We start from the raw sequence: 19,305 nt of genomic DNA, 5'->3' as shown, positions 1-19,305 counted from the left end.
TGGTTCTTTTATTTAGAATTGTTTTTTATCTTTTTTATGTATCCGGCCGGTATCTTATCCGCCGGGAAAATTTCTGTCATTCCAAAGATGTCCGGGAATATGTCTGAAAGATGTTATAGATTTTTAACATATAGATTTTATATAAAAATATTAATGCATTAAATATTTTATTCTTTAAATAATTAGCGTACAAATAATTGACTTTACATATAATATGCATCATAATTAACAATTTGTCAACAATATTTTGATTTTTTTTCATCAAAAAAACGAACTTTTTTATAAAAAGGGTTGACAAAACTATTTGTCTGTTATATAGTTTGCGTGCAAACTATTATACATACTAAATGAAATGCATGTTGTTAAGCACTATCACAATCACACATTTGAAAGGAGAAATGTATTATGAATTTTGAATTATCCAAAGAACATCTTGCCATTCAGGAGACAGCCCGAACATTTGCCACCAACGAACTTTTACCGGGCGTTGTAGAAAGAGATGAAGCCGGCGAATTTTCCATGGATCTCTTCCATAAAATGGGGGATCTGGGTCTCATCGGTCTTCCTTATCCGGAAGAAGTAGGAGGACAGGGCGGTGACTATCTCGGATACGCACTGGCTGTGGAGGAGATTTCCAAAGTGGACGCCTCCATGGGTATTGCCTACTCCGTCTGCACTTCTCTTTACGGCGGAAGTATCATGAATTCCGCTGCACCGGTGGAAAAGAAAAGAGAAGTTCTCCAGGATGTACTTTCCGGAAAATGCATGGGCTCTTTCGGTCTTACTGAACCAAATGCCGGATCTGATGCCGGCGGATGTATCACTGTTGCCGAGAAAGACGGCGACAGCTATATCTTAAATGGACTGAAATGCTTCAATACCAATGGACCTCTTGCAGAATATACCGCGGTTTATGCCCTGACCGAACCGGAGAAAAAATCCAAAGGACTCTCCTGCTTTGTTGTAAAGAAGGGAACTCCTGGTTTTACCGTTGGAAAAGTAGAAAATAAGATGGGAATCCGCTGCGCACAGGTTTCTGAAATGATTCTGGAAAATGTACGTGTTCCGGCCGAGAACATGATCACCGCTTCCGGCGACGGTTTCAAACTTGCCATGAAAACACTGGACGGCGGACGAATCGGCGTTGCCGCACAGGGTCTCGGCATTGCGGAAGGCGCTTTTGAAATCGCGAAAGAATATCTGAAAACAAGAGAACAGTTCGGCAAACCATTATATAAAAACCAGTATCTGGCCTTCAAAATGGCCGAACTTGCCATGGAAATCGAATCTGCCAAATGGATGCTCTATAAAGCGGCCACTGACAAAGACAGCGGCAAATCCTACACCCAGTCCGCTGCCAAAGCAAAATATCTCTGCACCAACGCAGCAATGCATGTGACCACCGAAGCGGTGCAAATGCTCGGCGGCAACGGCTACATGAAGGAATATCATGTGGAGCGGATGATGCGTGACGCCAAGATCACACAGATTTATGAAGGAACCAACGAAATCCAGAAACTGATCGTCAGCGGCGCGTTGTTCCGTTAAATTGGGATTTGTAAAAGTGGCAACCATTCTCTGATCAAACAGACAATGACGCAAGGACACATACGGATCCGCCCGGCTCGACCCTCAGTCGGACTGACCAGGGATATCTTTGTGAGATGTCTTCCCCAGTCCTCCTTCACAGCTCGCGGCCGAAAACCGTATGTGTCCAAAACGCCATCTGCCTGTTGAGAAACCTCTGTTCCACCTTTACAAAAATCCTGTACTACGCTGACAAAACAGCCGGTTATGGCTACAGATGAATCAGCGGATACCAAAATTTACGGTCATGTCTGTCTGGCATGAATGCACCTGCCGAGCAGGCCGCACAGCTAGCTCTTGTATCGGTTTGAATCAGGTATTTTTGTTATCATTGATGGACCGTTTAATAGTCAAAAACTGCCACAATCTGTTGTTTCGCCAGGGTAGCCAGGATTCTTTGTAAATCTCTATGCACGCAGACTGCATTTGGAGAAGACGAGGTATTGATATGGTTTGACGACGACTGTGAGCGCAGGCGTCTGATTTATATTGATGAAATACAGTCAGGTACCAGTCTGCCGAAGTGGAGGAGGAAAACTTTTATCAATGCCTTGTCTTCGGTAAAGCAGCCTTCTGTGGGCTGCAAAGAGATTTACAAATCCTCACCTGCCCTTGACAGTTCCAAAATCCTGTTTATAATAAATAGTATACAAATTATTAGCTGTCCGAATTCTGTGTTCTCTCGATATAATAAAGAACGACATACTGCGGACGGCAGACTAACGGGATAAGGAGAAGCATCGTGGAATTAACACATTGTATTAACTATTTATTGACAACGGCGCAGCGCAGAGTCTTTCAGGCCATGAGCGCCCGTCTGGAACCTTATGATGTCACACCGGTTCAGTATGGAGTTTTATATTATCTCTGGGAGACAGATATTCATACTCCAAGAGAAATCGCAGACAGACTTCAGCTGGAGAATTCCACTATTTCCGGCGTTCTTGAAAGAATGGAGAAAAAAAATCTGATCGAACGTCAGGTCAGTAAAAAAGACCGCCGCTACATTGAAGTAGTTCTCACCGATAAGGGGGCTTCCCTGAAAGATGATGTTCTTCGCACAGTGGAACAGTTCAACGATGACGTGATGACTGCTTTTTCCCCTGAGGAACAGGATATTTTGAAAAAATCTCTGGAAAAACTCAGTACTCCTTCCTCATAAGAAATACACAGTTTTACTTTTCTCTAAAAAACGAGAGGCTGCGGCAAAGATCTTCTGCCGGTGCAACATACATATATTTTCTCTGAAAATATTCGCAGCGCACCAAAGACAGCGAGTCCTTTGTCACAGCCTCTGTTTGTTTTTTGCCTTTTTCATGATTTCCTGCATTTTTAGTGATTCTCTTCCACCGGCGTCAGGTAATGAAGCATCACCCAGCCCTCCTGCCCTTCATATCGGATTTTTCCCCAGCCGTTTTTGAATCTTTCCACTGTCACCACAGTGTCTTCCGGCACTTTGCAAAGACTTCCGGCTCCTTCATCGGGGTCCTCCCTGAGATTGATCTCCGCTGCACTGCTTAAAGTCTCCACTCTCCAGCTTTTTACCGGATAGCTGCCCATATGATACATATTAAGCCAGAACTTACTATTGTCTGTCTGCACCAGCCCCCAGCCGTTTTTGAATTCCTGTACCGTAAATTCTGTGCCGTAAACAATACCTTCCTCTGCAATTTCCGAGGAGGACGACGGAGCCTTATACCCTTTGATTCCTTTTTCTGTCAGCGCATTTACATAGACCGTATCTCCCGGCCGGATATAACACGCATCCCCGGAAATATAATGAAGCTCTTCCAGTTTCAGCCATCCGCTCTGACCGCAGTAGGACACCCGCGCCCAGACATCCCCTTCATACTCCTGCGTCCCTGTCAGTTCACAGCATTTTCCCTCTGGCAGAAGGCCGGACGAAAAAGTTCCGCCCGCCTCCGGATAGACAGGCACCCCGTCCAGAGAATTACTCTTTAAGGTACACCAGGTGCCGGAACGGACCTGAGCGGACGCAGGCTGGGACAGGTCTGTTTCCTCCCTGCCGGAATCTCCGGTTTCGCTCTGTCCGTCCCGCTCCATCTTGTCCACATAATCACTGCCTGTTTCCCTCGGAAAATATTCTCTCTTCATATACCGGAAGGTTCCTGCCGCCACAACGACCAAAACAACAACCGCGCACAGGTCCATCAGGATTCCAAAAACTTTTTCCCCTGTTTTCTTCTCGTTCCTCATTGCTCTTTCCGCTCCGTTATCCCTGTAATCTTATACACCATATAGAAATTATTGCCGCTGCTCATGATCTCATCCACAATCTCGCTCTCCGCCTGTCGATTCTCCGGCAGACCAAGAAGAGCCGACATGTTTTTCTTTCCCTTTGTTATCAGGAACACATTATCTCTGAGAAGGAACTCTGAACCAAGGCTGTCCGTTCCCGCGGCCGCCAGCTTCTTTGTATAGAGCGGCGAATAGGCCGTCCAGCTCCCGGACATGAACCAGTTGCCCTGATGGAGATCGTCCTCCGGCCGGGACATTTTCGTGAAACTTCTCGTATCCAGAATAAACCAGCTGTCCTTATGGGCTCCGCAATATTCAAGCACTTCGGCTTTCTCTGCCGCGTACTGCAGGTGATACTGCTGTACTCCCTGTATCTTTGTCAGCCGGGCCGTCACAAGACCGCTGTTTAAAAACAGAACCAGCACTGCCACCTGCAGGATTACAGGAATATGCGTCATCCGGTTTCGTTTCCAGAAATGCAGCAGTTTACAGACAAACAACACGCCCGCACATAAGGTCAGCAGCCGAATCGTCTCCTCTACCCGCTGCGGAAATCTTCCATTCATGGCAAGATACACCCATTCCAGCCACAAAATAATGCTCATGGCGGCAATGGACAACAGTGTCCACAGATAACCGCCAGCACCCTTGATACAGGAAAGAATTACGTTCCAACGATTTGAGAAAGGAAAAGTCTTCGTTATGGACGACTCTTCCATCGCTTCTGACTGCAACGTTCTTCCTTTTTTCTCCGGCAATGTTGTATCCTGGGATACCTTCTTCGTTGGCTCCTGCAGCATTTTCACCGTCAGATATAGGGCAGTCAGAACGGACAGCGGCATCAGCAGCAGAAACGGATAGAACGACGCCTTTTTCAGACTTTCCTCCGTCTGTCTTCCCTCCAGCAGGTACTTTCCTGCCCTGGGCACCGCTTTCTCCATGCGCTCTGCCAGCGGCAGTTCTCCTTTCTGTCCTTTCACATAAAGCCATGTCTGTTCCACCCAGTCGGTGCTGAATCCGTCCACCAGGCAGTAAGTATATTTCGCCATGGCGTCTCTGCCGTTTTCGCTGATACCGGCGGCGTCATAAAACGCTTTATGTTTTTGATTATATTTGGGAAATCCCACGTAATCCTGGAGATACGCCCGGTCCTGATTATATTGGAGATAGTCCTTCCACTCCCGGGAAGAATACATCTGACCATCCCAAAAGAAGGCGACACCCAGGAAGGCGGCAAGAAATGCGCCGATAAACCACGGCTTTACCGAACGGAAAAAATGGATATGATATTTAAAAATAAGTTCCAGACAGAGAAATGGCAGCACCATGAGAAAACACTGCTTCCGCAGACACCAGGCCGACAGCAGCAATGTGCCCAGGATCAGAAGATTCCACGGCCGCCATGCCTCCTCCCGGCGCATGAGCCCGAAAAACAGCACGCCCATGCAGCCCATAAAGGCCGCCGCTGTGGAAAAAGTCATATTGGAAAAGCACGGCAGCCAGAGAAATACAAATCCTATATCATAAAGGATGCAGAGCAGGATGCGGTTATATGTAAAATACTGCAGCAACCGGAACAGCACAGCCGTCAGCGCGAACACTTCCAGCATCACGATAACCGCCACATACCAGTTTACATTCTGAAAGGTCTCTCTGCCCAGATGCAGTGCCGGATTCTTTTCATAGAGGGTTTTTATGATCCACGAAAGGGGATATCGCACAAAAATACTGTGTCCGTCCGGCGTGCCCGTATAAGAGCCATCGAGGATCTGCACGATGGTGGCGTCGTCATTGACCTCATAAGAAAACGGCACGCTGCGGCAGATGACCATCAAAAGCGGAAGAACAGACACCAGGGCCAGGAAAAGATCCAGAAACAGATTCCAGATTCTGTACCAGATAGTCTGGCGGGAAGCAAGTTTCCAGGTGCGGTATTTTTTATATGATGATGTGCATTGATTGAAAAACGCTGGAATTTTCATGACGATACCTTTTATCCTCCGTTCATTCTGTTTCTCTGCCAGCCACTTTATAAACTTAACAGCCGCCAGGATCCATCCATGTATGGCGCGCCCTGATGCGTATTCATACAGAACATGCTATTTGAAATCATCATAGTATATCACAATCAAAATGTCACTACTTTTTACAAGAATACAAAGAAAAAATTATAAAAATATGTAAATTACTTTCTTCTTTATCTGATGTGATTTTCATCCACTTTCCTTTCGCCCACCTGAAAAATTTGACTTTCTCCCAGATCAATAAGATCTCCTTCTTCCAGAACAGCGCTCTCCTCCTTCTTTAAAAGGATACCGGACGCCAGCCGGCAGACTCCCCGTTCCGATACATTCTTTACCAAATATTTTTCTGTATTCTCTTCATAAACAATAACGCAATGTTTCTCTTCAATCCCGTAACTGTCAAGAACCAGATCATTTTCCCTTCCATTTCTTCCGATTCGTATCTCATCTCCGGCATGGATCGAAAACTCTCTCCCCCTGTACTCCCCATCTATTCCGCGGATGCAGCCCAGTTTTACCGCTGCATTTTCTGTATTCTTCTCATCTATTCCTTTTTTAAAACCTGTCATCAAACACAAAGCTGCCAAAAACAGTATAAACATTCCGGACAGTATACACCATATGAACATCAATGATTCTTTCCTTTACCTCATCCAAGATTTTGTACATATATCTTAGAGTTTATAACTCTATTTGTCAATTCTAAACTGTTTTCTATTTATACTGTTTTAAAGAATTCTTTTTTGTTCAACATAAAAAAGAAAGATTTTTCTGTAAAAATATTATTATTACTCAGGCAGGGAGGTGAGAGCTATCAAATATAATGAACGTATTCGCGAAATCAGAGAGGATCATTTCCTGACACAACAGAAAATTGCTGATCTTCTCCACATCGGGCAGAGAACCTACTCAGACTATGAGAGTGGAAAAACACGGATTCCTGTGGACAGTCTTATCATTCTGGCCGAATTCTACAACGTATCTATGGATTATATTACCGGTGTCAGCAGCATAAAAAAAGAATATCCAAAAAAATAAGCAGTATTTTTTAATTTATATGAAAGATACTGCTTATTTTTAATCCCTTTTTTGTTCTGCCAAAAATTCATCCAGGCTGTGAATACTGCTCCTCAGGTGTTTTGTGACACCCAAAAGATATGTTTCAATTACATATAACATGTCTTCCATCTCCTGACTTTCTTTTGTCCTGCATCCTTCTTTCATAATTGCCGTCACGGTTTCCAACGCCTGCAATTCCGATTCCACCATCAGCATTTTATCCATAACCGCATATAAGTCTTTCATTTCCTCGTTCCCCTCTCTTTAGTACCGTCAGCTTCGCCTCTCTGTCATCCGCATGTATAACCGCTTCCTCTTTTTCCGGATATAATTATAAAATACCACATTTGAGCGTATCCGAGGATGTAAGATATGTCTTATTTACCGTCATCACAGCATTTTTACTCTTTTTTTGTGGCTGCTTCGTCACATTTCCGTAAGTTTTCTTCAGATAATCGTCATTCTTCGCTCACAGCCTGTTCACAAACCTGCTGTAGAATAAAACCATCAAATAACAGGAAGCAATTATTTGATAGATTTTTTTCATACTTTTCTCTCTTTTTATAAAAACCGGCCCGAGGGGCCGGTTTTTTTGCTGTATACCGTCATATTTTTTAAGTCTTTTAAACTCAGGCATCTTTCTATTTTTCTTTTCTGCGTTATTTTTTCTATTATATTCAAAAACCGCATCGGTCCCAGGGACCAATGCGGTTTTTTTCGTACTAAATATTTATCTGCCATCTCAACTGACAGTTTGTATGACTTATACGTTTTCTTAGAACTTACCAGCCTTAGCAGCTTCTTCTACGGAAACGGCAACAGCAACAGTAGCACCTACCATAGGGTTGTTACCCATTCCGATCAAGCCCATCATCTCAACGTGAGCCGGTACGGAGGAGGAACCTGCGAACTGTGCGTCGGAGTGCATACGTCCCATGGTATCTGTCATACCGTAGGATGCAGGACCTGCTGCCATGTTATCCGGATGAAGGGTACGTCCTGTACCACCGCCGGATGCTACGGAGAAGTATTTCTTTCCTGCTTCCAGTCTTTCTTTCTTGTAAGTACCTGCTACCGGATGCTGGAAACGAGTAGGGTTAGTGGAGTTACCTGTGATGGAAACGTCAACGTTCTCTTTCCACATGATAGCAACACCTTCACATACGTCGTTCGCGCCGTAGCAGTTAACTTTTGCACGTAAACCATCGGAGTAAGATTTGCGGAATACTTCTTTTACAGTGTTTGTGTATGGATCATATTCTGTCTCAACAAATGTGAAACCGTTGATACGGGAAATGATCTGAGCAGCGTCTTTTCCGAGACCGTTTAAGATAACACGGAGCGGTTTCTGACGTACTTTGTTCGCTTTCTCTGCGATACCGATGGCACCCTCTGCAGCTGCGAAGGACTCATGACCAGCCAGGAATGCGAAACATTCTGTATCTTCTTCCAGAAGCATTTTACCAAGGTTACCATGTCCAAGACCAACTTTTCTGTTCTCGGCAACGGATCCAGGAATACAGAAAGCCTGAAGACCTTCACCGATGGCTGCTGCTGCCTCGGAAGCCTTTTTTGCGCCCTTTTTGATAGCGATGGCTGCACCTACAGTGTAAGCCCAGCATGCATTCTCAAAACAGATCGGCTGGATGCCTTTTACCATGCCGTAAACGTCAAGACCAGCATCTTTTGTAATCTTTTCAGCTTCTTCCAGGGAAGCGATGCCGTAGCTGTTTAATACAGAATTAATCTTATCAATTCTTCTTTCATATGATTCAAATAATGCCATTATTCTTTACCTCCTGCTTAACCAATTACTTCGTCTGTTCTAGGGTCAATAATCTTGGCAGCATCTTCCACACGTCCGTACTGTCCTGCAGCCTTTTCCCAAGCTGTGTTAGGGTCGTCTCCTTTTTTGATGAAATCAGTCATCTTTCCAAGATTTACAAACTTGTAACCGATAATCAGATCGTCTTCGTCTAAGGCGATTCCTGTTACATAACCTTCTGCCATCTCAAGGTAACGAGGTCCTTTCTGAAGAGTACCATACATAGTACCAACCTGAGAACGAAGGCCCTTTCCAAGGTCTTCAAGACCAGCGCCAACCTGAAGTCCGTCTTCGGAGAATGCAGACTGAGAACGGCCGTAAACAATCTGTAAGAATAATTCACGCATTGCTGTGTTGATCGCATCACAGACAAGGTCTGTGTTCAGAGCTTCCATAACGGTAAGACCCGGAAGGATCTCGGAAGCCATAGCTGCGGAGTGTGTCATACCGGAACATCCGATGGTCTCCACCAGTGCTTCCTGGATGATACCTTCTTTGACATTAAGAGTTAACTTACAGGCACCCTGCTGAGGAGCACACCAGCCAATGCCGTGTGTAAAACCGGAAATGTCTTTTACTTCTTTGGCTTTCACCCATTTTGCTTCTTCTGGAATAGGAGCGGCTCCGTGATGTACGCCCTGAGCTACTGGACACATATTTTCGACTTCTTGTGAAATAATCATGTTATTACTCCTTTCGGTTTTAATTGATTTGTTTTTGTGATCGACTTATGTATGTAATCCCTAAGTCAAGACAAACGTCCTCACATGTAATTTATTTTCTCATAAATTACGCAATTCGTCCATAGTTTTTTTTGATTTGAGGAACATTTTTGTTTTTATTTTGTCAAAATATTGTTCTCCTATGGGAACTCTCCCGTCAAATATGAATACCTTTCGCAGAAAAAACCGGCTGCAGATCTTTATCCGCGCCGGTCTTCTTCTCAATTTTTATTCTTCTTCGTCCAGAGCGCTCACATCGCTCTCCTCTTCTATCTCGCTGGAATGGGATGGTTCTTCCGTCTCTTTCTCACTGTCCTGCTGTTTTTCCCCGATTTCCTCCTGCATTTCTTTTGCCGCCTGATCAAAGACGTCTTTTAGCTGATTCACATCTTCCTCTGAAGCTTTGTACCAGGTCTTCTTTCCATCCATATTCTGGATATTATAGAAACTGTCAAAAATGGTGAGCACCATGGTATTGCCATGATGATAAAAGGTATAGACTACCGGGGTCGGTTTTCCGGAGCCCTTCTCTTCCTTTTCCTCCTGCCGCCAGGTTCTTCGTGCCTCTTTCCGGCTGGAGCTTTCTTTTTCCATCTGATCAATGAGATTCGCTGCGGAAAACGCCGTCTCATTCTCATAAAACATCCCGTTCTTATCAATGATCAGAGCGGAATCTGCCAGACGGTGCAGCAGGCTGGAATTCGGATAACCGTTTCTGTAATGAAGAAACGCGTCGCCCAGAGCCGAAGCATTATAAACATAGTACACATTATTTGGCAGGTCGGTGAACACCACATAATTTCCGCCATATACATACACTTCATAAACGGCATTGTCCTCGTCATATAAAATGTATTCATAACCCGGACCGTATTTTTCCTCCACTTCTTCCGGAGTGTACTTTCGGGTCAGATCTGCCCGTTTTGCCAGAAGGGTCGCAAAGGTGAAGGCCGCCTCATTGTCCACAAATTCGCTGCCATCCATGTTATCCGCATAGCCCACTTCCAGCCGCACCAGACTGTCTCTGGCAATTTTGTCCAGATAATCCGCTGCACGCTCTTCATCCACTGTCGGTTCGTTATCAGCGGCTTCCTCCTGCAGCTCTTCGATCTGCCGCTCCAGTTTCTCGTTCTCCTCCTGCAGTTCTTTGTAATAGGAGGAGGAGACAACTTTCCTCTCTGAGGGCTCACAGCCGGTGAGCAGACAGAGAGTGAAAGCGCCAAACGCCGCAAACATTATTGTTTTTCTAAAAGAAATTCTCATGTCCATCTCCTGTTTTGTCTTATTTACCGGCAAATATATGATCCATCCATGATCTGTCCATTAATATTCGTCTTTCGGCACGATCTCATTGCGTTTTTTGTAAATGGAATTTGCCTCCACATATCCCCGCACACTGGAAAGCGGGTAGATATTGGTGTGACGTCCCACAACAGAACCCGGATTCAGGATGGAACCGCAGCCCACCTCCACATAGTCTCCGAGCATGGCGCCTACTTTTTTCATGCGGGTCTCAATTTTGTAATCGCCGATACGGATTTCCACCAGTTTTTTGTCAGACTTCACATTGGAGGTGATAGAACCTGCTCCCATGTGGGACTTATATCCTAAAATGGAATCTCCCACATAGTTATAATGCGGCACCTGCACCCGGTCAAAAAGAATCACATTTTTTAACTCGGTGGAATTCCCCACCACCGCTTTCTCGCCGACGATGGCGTTGCCGCGGATGAATGCACAGTGCCGGATCTCTGCTTCCGGTCCAATGATGGCTGGTCCGCCTATAAACGCCGTCGGTGCCACCGTCGCGGACTTTGCCACCCACACATGCTCTTTGATCTCGTCATACTCGTCCTTCGAAAGGAGCATTCCCACCTCCAGGATAAAATCATGGATCTTTGGCAGAATCTCCCACGGATACGTATTCTCCTCAAATAATACGGAAGCAATCGTTTTATCTAAATGTTGAAATAACGCCTGATTAGTTACTCTCTGCATACTTTTTACTGACTGGTGACCAGTCTCTCCTTTCCCACATAAAACTTAACAACTCTATTCTAACAAAGGTTCTGGCGGGAATCAATCAATAAATTCCAGCCTCCACCGGTATCTTCCTGTCTTTTCATCCTTTTCATAAAAGAAATAAGCGGAGAACTTGTTTCCTTTTTTGCTTATGCATCCCCGGAAGCCGACTTTGCCGTGTTCCAGAAGGATTTTTACCATCTCGTACGACACCTTTTTTCCCAGAGAGGTAATGAGAGAGTCATTTTTCCAGATGGCAAATTTGCAGCCCTCCCGCCAGCGGGAGCAGCCAAAGGCTTTTTCTGTCTCAATGACATCCGCCCCGCATTCCGGACATTTTCCCACCGGTCCTTCATGAAGGGGCGTGGTTCCGGCGGCTGAGCCGAAATTCTTGTCGTTTTTAATTTCCTCCACGGAAGTTTTCACAAATTCCGTGACAAAATCCAGAAACTCTTTCTTGGTGTGTTTTTTCTTCTCGATGTCAGAAAGTGTCTTTTCCAGCCTGCCGGTATACTCCAGATCAAACAACTCCCTCACCGGAAACGTTTCCACAAGCTTTGTCCCAAGTTCGGTGCAGGAAAGACTTTTCCCCTTTGCCTGGATATATCCGGCGTCCTTTAATTTTTTAATGGTCTCCGCCCGGGTGGCCGGCGTTCCGATGCTGAAACCGCTTAAGATCGCCATCATCATTTCCTGGTCATCTTTTTCCTCATACTTCCTGCCGCAGGTCTCCATGACCCGGAGCAGCGTTTTTTCTGTGTGAGGTTTCGGAGGCTTTCTCTCCACCTCGTTCACCTCCGCCTTGACCAGGGTGACCACATCTCCTTTGTTTACCTCAGGAAGCAGCACCTCCTTTGCGTCGATTCCCTCCAGAAGCTTCCAGCCCGGCTCCAGCTGGATCTTTCCCTTCGCGATAAAATGCCCCGGCAGGTCCATTCTGGCTCTCCCGGGCTGCGTCCTGCCTCTTTCAGAACTGGCAGAAGCTGTTGACCGGGACGTCCCTGCATCCGCCGTCTCCGGATTTTTTTCCGGCTGCCATTCACCGGCCGTCCCGCCGGTCTTCTCCAGCATATGGAGGGTGAGCACCGTGTCCTCCGCCACGGCCACCGGCATAAACTGGGCCAGGAACCGGGTACGGACCGCCTCATAGACAATACGCTCTGAGTCACTGAGATTTTTCGGCACCATATAAGTGGGGATAATAGCGGAATGGCTCTCCACCTTCTTGCTGTCAAAAATCCGCTTTGAAGTATGGAACTTCATCTGTTCCTGATACGGGCTTGTCTGCCTGTGAATCTCCAGCACTTTTTTGGCCTTTCCCACAAGACTTTCATCCAGCACCACGCTGGCGGTTCGCGGGTAAGTGATCAGCTTTTTCTCATATAAGTCCTGGGCGGTCTTCAGGACCCGGTCCGAAGTCCAACCCTTATATTTACTGGTGATAAATCCCTGCAGATTGGAGAGATTAAACAGATATGGAGCATATTCTTTCTTTTTTGTCACCTTTTTATCCGTAATCTCCGCCGGATGTCCTTCTATCTGTCTGCGGATCTGTTCCAGCTCCTCCGGAGAATCAAATTTTTCATTCTTCTTTACATAATATATGCCCTCGAACCTTTTCTTAGCATCAGTTTCAAAAATCCCTTTTAACTTATAATATTTTGTTACCTTAAAATCACGGATTTCTTTATCTCTGTCATAAATGATCTTCAACGTCGGCATCAGCACCCGTCCGATATTCAGAAGACGGCTGTTTTTGCCGCTGCGGCATTTGAGGGTCGCCACCGATGTGAGATTGATACCGATGAGCCAGTCGGCAATCTGTCTTCCGAATCCTGCATCCTGCAGCGGCTGCATTTCTTCGTTGGGTTTCAGACTTCCAAGCCCCCTCTGTACTTCCGCCGCCGTCCATTCATTTAAGAGGATCCGCTCCACCGGTTTCCCGGTATGTAAATAATCCAGGATCTCATCGGCGATGATCTGCCCCTCCCGGTCGTCGTCTGTGGCGGAAATAATGCTCTCCACATCCTGCCGCATGGCCAGTGATCTGATAATATTCATCTGGCGGACTACGCCGGCGTCCGGCTGATCTTTGTGTTTACCGTCGGTTTTTAATTTATAATGAAACTCCCCCGGTATGTAAGGAAACTTTTCCATCTTCCATGATTTCATTTCCGGGTCGTAATCCTTTGCGTCGTAAAGCTGCAACAGATGCCCGAAAGCCCAGGTGATTATATAATCCTGTCCCTCAAAATATCCGTTTTTGCGAACGGCATCCGTGGCATCGGCAATATTTTTGGCCACAGACGGTTTTTCTGCAAGTATTAATTTCTTCATTCACACACCTCCTGGTCTGTAAGTGTATACTATATCACATTTTGAAGGCAAATGGCATTGAAATCCAACGGAATATACCGTAAAAAAATGAGCTGCCGCATAGCGGCAGCCCACATAATTTATTTACAGATTCCTCTTCTTTTGCGAATCAGATAATACATATCATTCTCCATTGCCAGTACTTTGGGAACCGGCACACTTTTGAATACCGGCATCTTCATTTTGAATTTAATCCAGAAAACAGAATAAATTCCGAGAATCAAAAATACCAGGATCGTGATCAGCCATATGGCGTTTCTTTCCGCCGGATCTGTGGAAATATTCAGAATCATATAGGCAGTTCCAATAATGCCGATACATGGAAACAGGGGTCCCAGCGGTACTTTAAAAGAACGCGGCGCTTTAGGCAGTCGTTTTCTTAAAATCAGCACATCAATATGCGCGAATATATAGGAAACCATCCAGAATACCGAAGCCACCAGTATGAAAAAGCTGATGGCATCGGAAGAATTATTACTCAAAAAAGCAAAAATCAAAATAAGGATACTCACAAACCATACGCCGACATAAGGCACTTTTTTCTTATTTGTTTTGGCAAAGCACTGGGGCATCATATTCATCTTGGCCATTCCCTGACAGATGCTTGCCAGCCCGTTAATTCCGGAATTCTGGCTGCTGATCAACGCCAGCGCTGCCACAAAGACCATCCACAATCTTCCTGCGTTTCCCAAAAGATTTTCGCCATAGAGCATATGCGGCGCTGCGGAATTGGCCAATTCCGCCCACGGAGTGTAATTGTGAAATCCCAGCACAAGGATGGACTGGACCACACAGATGATTCCAAGTCCCAGAAACATTCCAAGGGGAACATTCCGTTTTGCGTTTCTGACTTCTTTTGATACCGGAATCACATATTCCGCGCCGATAAAAAGCCAGAATGCCACCGCTGTCATGGACACAATGGTCGGGATATCCGTCGTCATATTCATCGGCTGATTGACTTTTTCTCCGGTTCCCAGACCCAGGACACCGATAATCCCCATGATAACCATAGATGCAATCATGAGATAGGTTACCGCATCCTGTACTTTGGCAAACATATCGACACCATTTAAGTTTGCGATCAGCAGCACCACTGTGACAATGATCGTATAGGTTATGGTCGGAATCGGCAGCGGGATCACTTCCCCCAGCGCGTAAGCGAAGATAGATGCCTCCACACCGCAGGATAAAACGTTGCAGAATAAATATCCTCCTACCATGGAAATCAGCGTCGGGAACGGTCCAAGAGCTGCCAGCGTATACTGCGCCAATCCTCCTGTTGTGTTAGGCATCAGCGCATTCAATTCCGACAGGGAAGCGATGGTTGTCATATTCAACAGGCAGGCCACGATCATAGCCACGATAAAAATAACGCCCACTGTGCCGGCTCCCTGTCCAAGAGAGACCAGACAGCTGGTGGCAATTACCAGTCCCACTGATACAGATATCACACTTCCCAGTCCCAGTTTCTTTTCTTCCATATCGTTTTCACCTCTTTTTTGTCCGCCGATTTCTACAGGGCTTCTGCTCCCTCATCCCCGGTCCTTACCCGGATCACGTTATCGATCTTGTAAACGAAGATCTTACCGTCACCGATATGGCCCGTGTACAACTCCTGTTTTACCAATTCCACGATCTCATCCACCTTATCACTCTCCACCACAATGGAAATCTGCTGCTTCGGAAGTAATTCCATCTCATATCCTTCCTCCACTTCATATTCCCGGGTTCCTTTTTCAATACCGCAGCCCAGTACCTGAGTCACCGTGATCCCACGGACTCCGGCACGGCTCAACGCAGCTTTCAGATTGGTAAATTTAGACATTCCTGTAATAATTTCAACTTTTGATAATTCACTCATGATCGTTTCCTCCTCTTCTATTCCAGCATCTGAACCGGGGTTCCGGCAATAAATTTCCGGTAATCTTCCGGGGTAAAACCGGAAAACAATTTAAATTCCCGGATCATGTGCGCCTGGTCATAATATCCACATTCCAGCGCAATTTCTTCATAAGTCTTTTCTTTTTTATAATTTACATGATGCAAAGTATTCTGAAATCGAATAAATTTTTCAAAGGTTTTCGGAGAAACACCGTGGACCCGCTCAAAACTTCTTCGGATATAGCAGGCGCTGTATCCGGTTTCTTTTTCCAGGGTGCTCATATCCACGGAACCGCCGCTCTCATAAATCCTGTTGCGGACATACTCTTCCAGTCTGTTCCAGCCCTTATCCTCCTGCTTTTTCAAAGCCTTCTCTCCATAATATGTAAGAAATATCCGGGCCCAATCTTCCAGTGTATGTCCCTCCTGAATCCTGTCCGTCAGCCTGTTTCCCAGATAATTTCCATCGATTTCGATATCGGCATTGATCAGCTCTTTTATGGACAAGTCCTCCGGAAGAATACACTGTCCCGGGAAGAAACGTACACCAAAATATCGGCTGCCTGCCTCCATTGGCCACTGCTTTGCCTTGAGCACTGTTCCTCCTATGTAGGTGTGGATCTCCCTCTCGCTTATCTCAAACAGCAGATCCACACTTCCATCCGGAACCGCCTGCAGGCAATTTTCCAAATCATTTCCCAGAAAGAATTCATAGAATTGTGAAATTCCGAATGTTTTAAATCCAATTTTTTTGAAATGATCCGTGCGCACCGCCATATACGGCTGTCTCGGCTTAATTACCGGTATATTTTCCTGTTTCATGTTCTCACCCTTTTCTCCGTAAACCTGTCAGCGCAGCCTATGCCATATCCGGCACATCCCAGAGCGGAAGTTCCTGGCCGATTCCTTTTTTCAGAGCATTTTTATAAACCGTTTCTCCCCAGGCAATATCCTCCACCGGCATTCCGCCCACAGAGAAAATGATAATATCGTCCTCTGACTCCCGTCCCGGTTTTTTCCCGCTGATCACATCTGCAATATCCACAATATCCTCTTGTTTTATTTTGCCTTCATGCAGCAGATCGGTAAATTTGGAACCGATAATTCCCACCAGCTCATAACTTGGATATGGAAATTCTTCTGCCCACGCTTCGTATAATTTGTAATTATCCACCACCAGTTTGCACTGTTCGGTCAAAAATTTCTCATCAAATCTTCCGGCCGACGGCATGCAGATGAGGGCTCCTTTTTTCACCCAGTCCCCATTAATATATGGATATTCTGATTCCTTTGTTCCCGCTGTCGTCGTCATAATGATCACATCGCTGTCCCGTACGGCGTCTTCGATGGTATCACAGACCTGAATATCCTTTACCTGCGGACATTCTTTCCGGATATATTCTTTGAAATCCTCCAGAGATTTCTGACCTCTTCCTTTCACCTTCACGGTATCAATGCCCGGACAGGAACAAAGCACCGCATGGAGGGACGTTCTTCCCATGATGCCAGGTCCAATGACCGCTGCCGTTTTCGCATTTTTCCGGGCCAGATATTTTGCTCCGACTCCCGGAACAGCTCCGGTACGGTACGCGCTCACAAGGTTGGCGGACATTAACGCCAGAGGCGCTCCGGTATCTTTATCATTGAGCATCATCATTAAGATGGAACGCGGCAATCCTTTCTTTTTGTTTTCCACATTGGATCCATACCATTTCATTCCTGCCATCTGATAGTTGCCTCCCAGATAAGCCGGCATTGCCATAAAGCGGCGGTCGTCCGCATTTTCAGGCATTCCCTGGAATTTCGGATGATCCGGAAACATCAGCTGTGTTCCGTGAGAATTATGATTCATACCGCCCATGACGTAATCGCCGCGATTTAACGTAAGCAGCATATCCTCCATAACATCCACACAGTGTGCCATATCTTTCACTCCTGCTTTGATCATATCCGGTTCACTTAAATATAAAAATTTCATGTTTATCCCTCCATAAACGAAAATGGTGCCAGAAAAAAATTCTGACACCATTGCCGCACATACCATATCATATTCATTTTCGTTTGTAAAGAATTTTGTATCATATAACCGGTTTAAACCGATCATATCGAAATTCACTCAGATCAAGAGAAGGCTTTTCCTCTCTCGCCAGCTGAGCAAGAAGCATCCCCACCACTGGCGCGATTCCAAAACCATGTCCGGTAAAAGCACAGGCCAGAATCAATCCCGGCACTTCATCCACCGGACTGATAACCGGAACGCCATCATAACTGACGTCCTCATATCCGGCCCAGGTACGGACAATTTTCGCATGAGCCAGTTTCGGAATATATTTCAGGATCCCCCGGCAGGTACAGGATGCGGTGATGCTGGATGTCACCATATGTCCGTTATCCTTATTGACCGCCTCAAATCCGGAGTCTCCTCCAAAGACAAAGGACCCATGTTCTGTCTGATGGCCGTAAAAGTCCGCATCCGCCGTTCCAAGCATCTGCGCAAACATCGGCGGCTGCGCTTCTGTCACCAGCGCCTCGATCAATACGTGGCTCATGGGAATATCTATTCCGACAGTCCCGGCAATCGCCCGGCTCTCATAGCCCGCAGCCAGAATAATATGTTCTCCTTCATAGACGGTTCGTTCCGTTACCACCTGTCTGGCTCTCCCTTTTATCTTCCGGATTGCCAGCACATTTTCTTCTGTGATAAAACGTGCCCCGGCTTCTCTGGCTTTTTTATAATACCCCAGAGTTGTTTTCAGCGGATTGGCGTGTCCGTCCGTCGGACACCAGCTGGCCCCGATCACTTCCTCTGACAAATACGGATTGATTTCTCTCACCTCATCCCGGGTCAGCATGCTGACTCCCAGACCGCAGGCCGCTGCGCGGTCTGTCAGTCCCTGCAGAATTTCCAAATGCTTCTCTGTCTTGCCCAGGCGAAGATTTCCTTCTTTGTGATATTCCACATTTACACCAAGTTCTTCTGATAAAAACGGCCACATGTGTTCCACAGCATACATGGCCAGGGGAAGTTCCCTCACATCTCTTCCGGACTGCCTGACACCTCCGCCGTTTCGTCCGGAGCCTCCATTGCCGATATGAGGACTTTTTTCCAAAACAGTGACAGACACACCGCTTTTTCTCAGATAATATGCTGCGGCGCAGCCAATGACGCCTCCTCCGATAATAATAACATCTGAACATTCAGACATCTGCCTCACCTCCTTCTCTTGCCAGCACCCACATTTCCACCGGTCGCATCGGCGCTCTCGCCGTAGCCGGCTCCAAAGTGTCCGGCGAAACCTGAAGCTCTTTTGCGACAATCTGGCGGACCATCTTTGAACAGGTCTGTCCCTGACACAGCCCCATTCCCGTTCTCAAATACCGGCGTATCTCTGTGAGTGTAAACATTCCTTCATGCACCGCTTTCCGGATTTCTCCTTTTGTGATCTCCTCACACCGGCAGATAATTCTGTCGTCATCTTCTTCCTGCCGAAATTCTCTCAGTTTTCTTGTTCGATCTGACATAATTTTCATCCTCCCTGCTTTTTCA

General features: G+C 46.1%; 18 protein-coding genes. 3 read left to right on the top strand and 15 right to left on the bottom strand.

Going from position 1 to position 19,305, the window contains the following annotated elements; all coding sequences use genetic code 11:
- The first annotated feature begins 405 nt into the window (after positions 1 to 405).
- The gene (locus tag B5E53_RS00640; RefSeq protein WP_087311744.1) at positions 406 to 1,548 is read left to right on the top strand and encodes an acyl-CoA dehydrogenase family protein; all 1,143 of its coding nucleotides are present in this window, start codon (positions 406 to 408) and stop codon (positions 1,546 to 1,548) included.
- Between the two features lie 781 nt (positions 1,549 to 2,329).
- Entirely contained in the window at positions 2,330 to 2,749 is a 420-nt protein-coding gene (locus tag B5E53_RS00635) for a MarR family transcriptional regulator (RefSeq protein WP_087311742.1), read from the top strand.
- A 170-nt stretch (positions 2,750 to 2,919) separates the two neighbouring features.
- Here the strand turns inward: B5E53_RS00635 and B5E53_RS00630 are convergent, their stop codons facing one another.
- The 3 genes from B5E53_RS00630 to B5E53_RS00620 form a co-directional block, all read right to left on the bottom strand.
- On the bottom strand, positions 2,920 to 3,804 hold the full coding sequence (locus tag B5E53_RS00630; RefSeq protein WP_087311740.1) for an SH3 domain-containing protein: 885 nt from the start codon (positions 3,802 to 3,804) through the stop codon (positions 2,920 to 2,922).
- Positions 3,801 to 5,828, bottom strand: coding sequence for a hypothetical protein (locus tag B5E53_RS00625; protein WP_087311738.1), 2,028 nt, complete (start codon positions 5,826 to 5,828; stop codon positions 3,801 to 3,803). The genes B5E53_RS00630 and B5E53_RS00625 overlap by 4 nt, the downstream gene beginning before the upstream one ends.
- Before the next feature lie 215 nt (positions 5,829 to 6,043).
- Complete coding sequence (locus B5E53_RS00620; RefSeq protein ID WP_242963474.1) at positions 6,044 to 6,439, bottom strand: FHA domain-containing protein; 396 nt, start codon at positions 6,437 to 6,439, stop codon at positions 6,044 to 6,046.
- A 235-nt stretch (positions 6,440 to 6,674) separates the two neighbouring features.
- Between B5E53_RS00620 and B5E53_RS00615 the strand changes: the two genes are divergently transcribed.
- Complete coding sequence (locus tag B5E53_RS00615) at positions 6,675 to 6,908, top strand: helix-turn-helix transcriptional regulator (RefSeq protein WP_343215567.1); 234 nt, start codon at positions 6,675 to 6,677, stop codon at positions 6,906 to 6,908.
- A 39-nt stretch (positions 6,909 to 6,947) separates the two neighbouring features.
- Here B5E53_RS00615 and B5E53_RS00610 read toward each other — a convergent pair whose 3' ends face one another.
- The 12 genes from B5E53_RS00610 to B5E53_RS00550 all read right to left on the bottom strand — a co-directional run bounded on the left by B5E53_RS00610 (position 6,948) and on the right by B5E53_RS00550 (position 19,289).
- A complete protein-coding gene (locus B5E53_RS00610; protein ID WP_087311734.1) occupies positions 6,948 to 7,175 on the bottom strand; it encodes a hypothetical protein in 228 nt (75 codons plus the stop codon).
- A gap of 529 nt (positions 7,176 to 7,704) precedes the next feature.
- The gene (locus tag B5E53_RS00600) at positions 7,705 to 8,715 is read right to left on the bottom strand and encodes a GGGtGRT protein (protein WP_087311730.1); all 1,011 of its coding nucleotides are present in this window, start codon (positions 8,713 to 8,715) and stop codon (positions 7,705 to 7,707) included.
- A 17-nt stretch (positions 8,716 to 8,732) separates the two neighbouring features.
- On the bottom strand, positions 8,733 to 9,437 hold the full coding sequence (locus tag B5E53_RS00595) for a hypothetical protein (RefSeq protein WP_087311728.1): 705 nt from the start codon (positions 9,435 to 9,437) through the stop codon (positions 8,733 to 8,735).
- 267 nt (positions 9,438 to 9,704) lie between these two features.
- The gene (locus tag B5E53_RS00590) at positions 9,705 to 10,739 is read right to left on the bottom strand and encodes a hypothetical protein (RefSeq protein ID WP_140401415.1); all 1,035 of its coding nucleotides are present in this window, start codon (positions 10,737 to 10,739) and stop codon (positions 9,705 to 9,707) included.
- 60 nt (positions 10,740 to 10,799) lie between these two features.
- Entirely contained in the window at positions 10,800 to 11,474 is a 675-nt protein-coding gene (locus B5E53_RS00585) for a UDP-N-acetylglucosamine pyrophosphorylase (protein ID WP_087311724.1), read from the bottom strand.
- Positions 11,475 to 11,555: 81 nt separating this feature from the next.
- Positions 11,556 to 13,835: a type IA DNA topoisomerase gene (locus B5E53_RS19615; RefSeq protein WP_242963460.1), complete on the bottom strand. Its 2,280-nt coding sequence runs from the start codon at positions 13,833 to 13,835 to the stop codon at positions 11,556 to 11,558.
- Between the two features lie 119 nt (positions 13,836 to 13,954).
- A complete protein-coding gene (locus tag B5E53_RS00575; RefSeq protein ID WP_087311722.1) occupies positions 13,955 to 15,358 on the bottom strand; it encodes an APC family permease in 1,404 nt (467 codons plus the stop codon).
- Between the two features lie 32 nt (positions 15,359 to 15,390).
- A complete protein-coding gene (locus B5E53_RS00570; RefSeq protein WP_087311720.1) occupies positions 15,391 to 15,738 on the bottom strand; it encodes a P-II family nitrogen regulator in 348 nt (115 codons plus the stop codon).
- Positions 15,739 to 15,755: 17 nt separating this feature from the next.
- Positions 15,756 to 16,580 (bottom strand): helix-turn-helix domain-containing protein, encoded by an 825-nt coding sequence (locus B5E53_RS00565; protein WP_087311718.1) that lies wholly within the window; start codon positions 16,578 to 16,580, stop codon positions 15,756 to 15,758.
- Positions 16,581 to 16,617: 37 nt separating this feature from the next.
- Positions 16,618 to 17,736: a tyramine oxidase subunit B gene (locus tag B5E53_RS00560; protein ID WP_087312195.1), complete on the bottom strand. Its 1,119-nt coding sequence runs from the start codon at positions 17,734 to 17,736 to the stop codon at positions 16,618 to 16,620.
- 100 nt (positions 17,737 to 17,836) lie between these two features.
- Positions 17,837 to 18,964 carry an FAD-binding oxidoreductase gene (locus B5E53_RS00555; RefSeq protein WP_087311716.1) on the bottom strand — a complete coding sequence of 376 codons (1,128 nt, stop codon included), beginning with the start codon at positions 18,962 to 18,964 and terminating at the stop codon, positions 17,837 to 17,839.
- Entirely contained in the window at positions 18,957 to 19,289 is a 333-nt protein-coding gene (locus tag B5E53_RS00550) for a (2Fe-2S)-binding protein (RefSeq protein WP_087311714.1), read from the bottom strand. Before B5E53_RS00550 ends, B5E53_RS00555 begins: the two co-directional genes overlap by 8 nt.
- Positions 19,290 to 19,305 lie beyond the last annotated feature (16 nt).

Origin of the sequence: Eubacterium sp. An11 (assembly GCF_002161065.1) — a bacterium.
GTDB lineage: Bacteria > Bacillota > Clostridia > Lachnospirales > Lachnospiraceae > Anaerobutyricum > Anaerobutyricum faecale.
This window is presented reverse-complemented; position numbering and strand designations above follow the sequence as displayed.

Excerpts from the sequence above, each read along its gene's own strand:
- B5E53_RS19615 (WP_242963460.1), bottom strand. The coding sequence starts at position 13,835 with ATGAAGAAATTAATACTTGCAGAAAAACCGTCTGTGGCCAAAAATATT.
- B5E53_RS00560 (WP_087312195.1), bottom strand. The coding sequence starts at position 17,736 with ATGAAATTTTTATATTTAAGTGAACCGGATATGATCAAAGCAGGAGTG.
- B5E53_RS00630 (WP_087311740.1), bottom strand. The coding sequence starts at position 3,804 with ATGAGGAACGAGAAGAAAACAGGGGAAAAAGTTTTTGGAATCCTGATG.
- B5E53_RS00550 (WP_087311714.1), bottom strand. The coding sequence starts at position 19,289 with ATGAAAATTATGTCAGATCGAACAAGAAAACTGAGAGAATTTCGGCAG.
- B5E53_RS00555 (WP_087311716.1), bottom strand. The coding sequence starts at position 18,964 with ATGTCTGAATGTTCAGATGTTATTATTATCGGAGGAGGCGTCATTGGC.
- B5E53_RS00575 (WP_087311722.1), bottom strand. The coding sequence starts at position 15,358 with ATGGAAGAAAAGAAACTGGGACTGGGAAGTGTGATATCTGTATCAGTG.
- B5E53_RS00620 (WP_242963474.1), bottom strand. The coding sequence starts at position 6,439 with ATGACAGGTTTTAAAAAAGGAATAGATGAGAAGAATACAGAAAATGCA.
- B5E53_RS00595 (WP_087311728.1), bottom strand. The coding sequence starts at position 9,437 with ATGATTATTTCACAAGAAGTCGAAAATATGTGTCCAGTAGCTCAGGGC.
- B5E53_RS00610 (WP_087311734.1), bottom strand. The coding sequence starts at position 7,175 with ATGAAAGACTTATATGCGGTTATGGATAAAATGCTGATGGTGGAATCG.
- B5E53_RS00625 (WP_087311738.1), bottom strand. The coding sequence starts at position 5,828 with ATGAAAATTCCAGCGTTTTTCAATCAATGCACATCATCATATAAAAAA.
- B5E53_RS00585 (WP_087311724.1), bottom strand. The coding sequence starts at position 11,474 with ATGCAGAGAGTAACTAATCAGGCGTTATTTCAACATTTAGATAAAACG.
- B5E53_RS00600 (WP_087311730.1), bottom strand. The coding sequence starts at position 8,715 with ATGGCATTATTTGAATCATATGAAAGAAGAATTGATAAGATTAATTCT.
- B5E53_RS00640 (WP_087311744.1), top strand. The coding sequence starts at position 406 with ATGAATTTTGAATTATCCAAAGAACATCTTGCCATTCAGGAGACAGCC.
- B5E53_RS00570 (WP_087311720.1), bottom strand. The coding sequence starts at position 15,738 with ATGAGTGAATTATCAAAAGTTGAAATTATTACAGGAATGTCTAAATTT.
- B5E53_RS00590 (WP_140401415.1), bottom strand. The coding sequence starts at position 10,739 with ATGAGAATTTCTTTTAGAAAAACAATAATGTTTGCGGCGTTTGGCGCT.
- B5E53_RS00565 (WP_087311718.1), bottom strand. The coding sequence starts at position 16,580 with ATGAAACAGGAAAATATACCGGTAATTAAGCCGAGACAGCCGTATATG.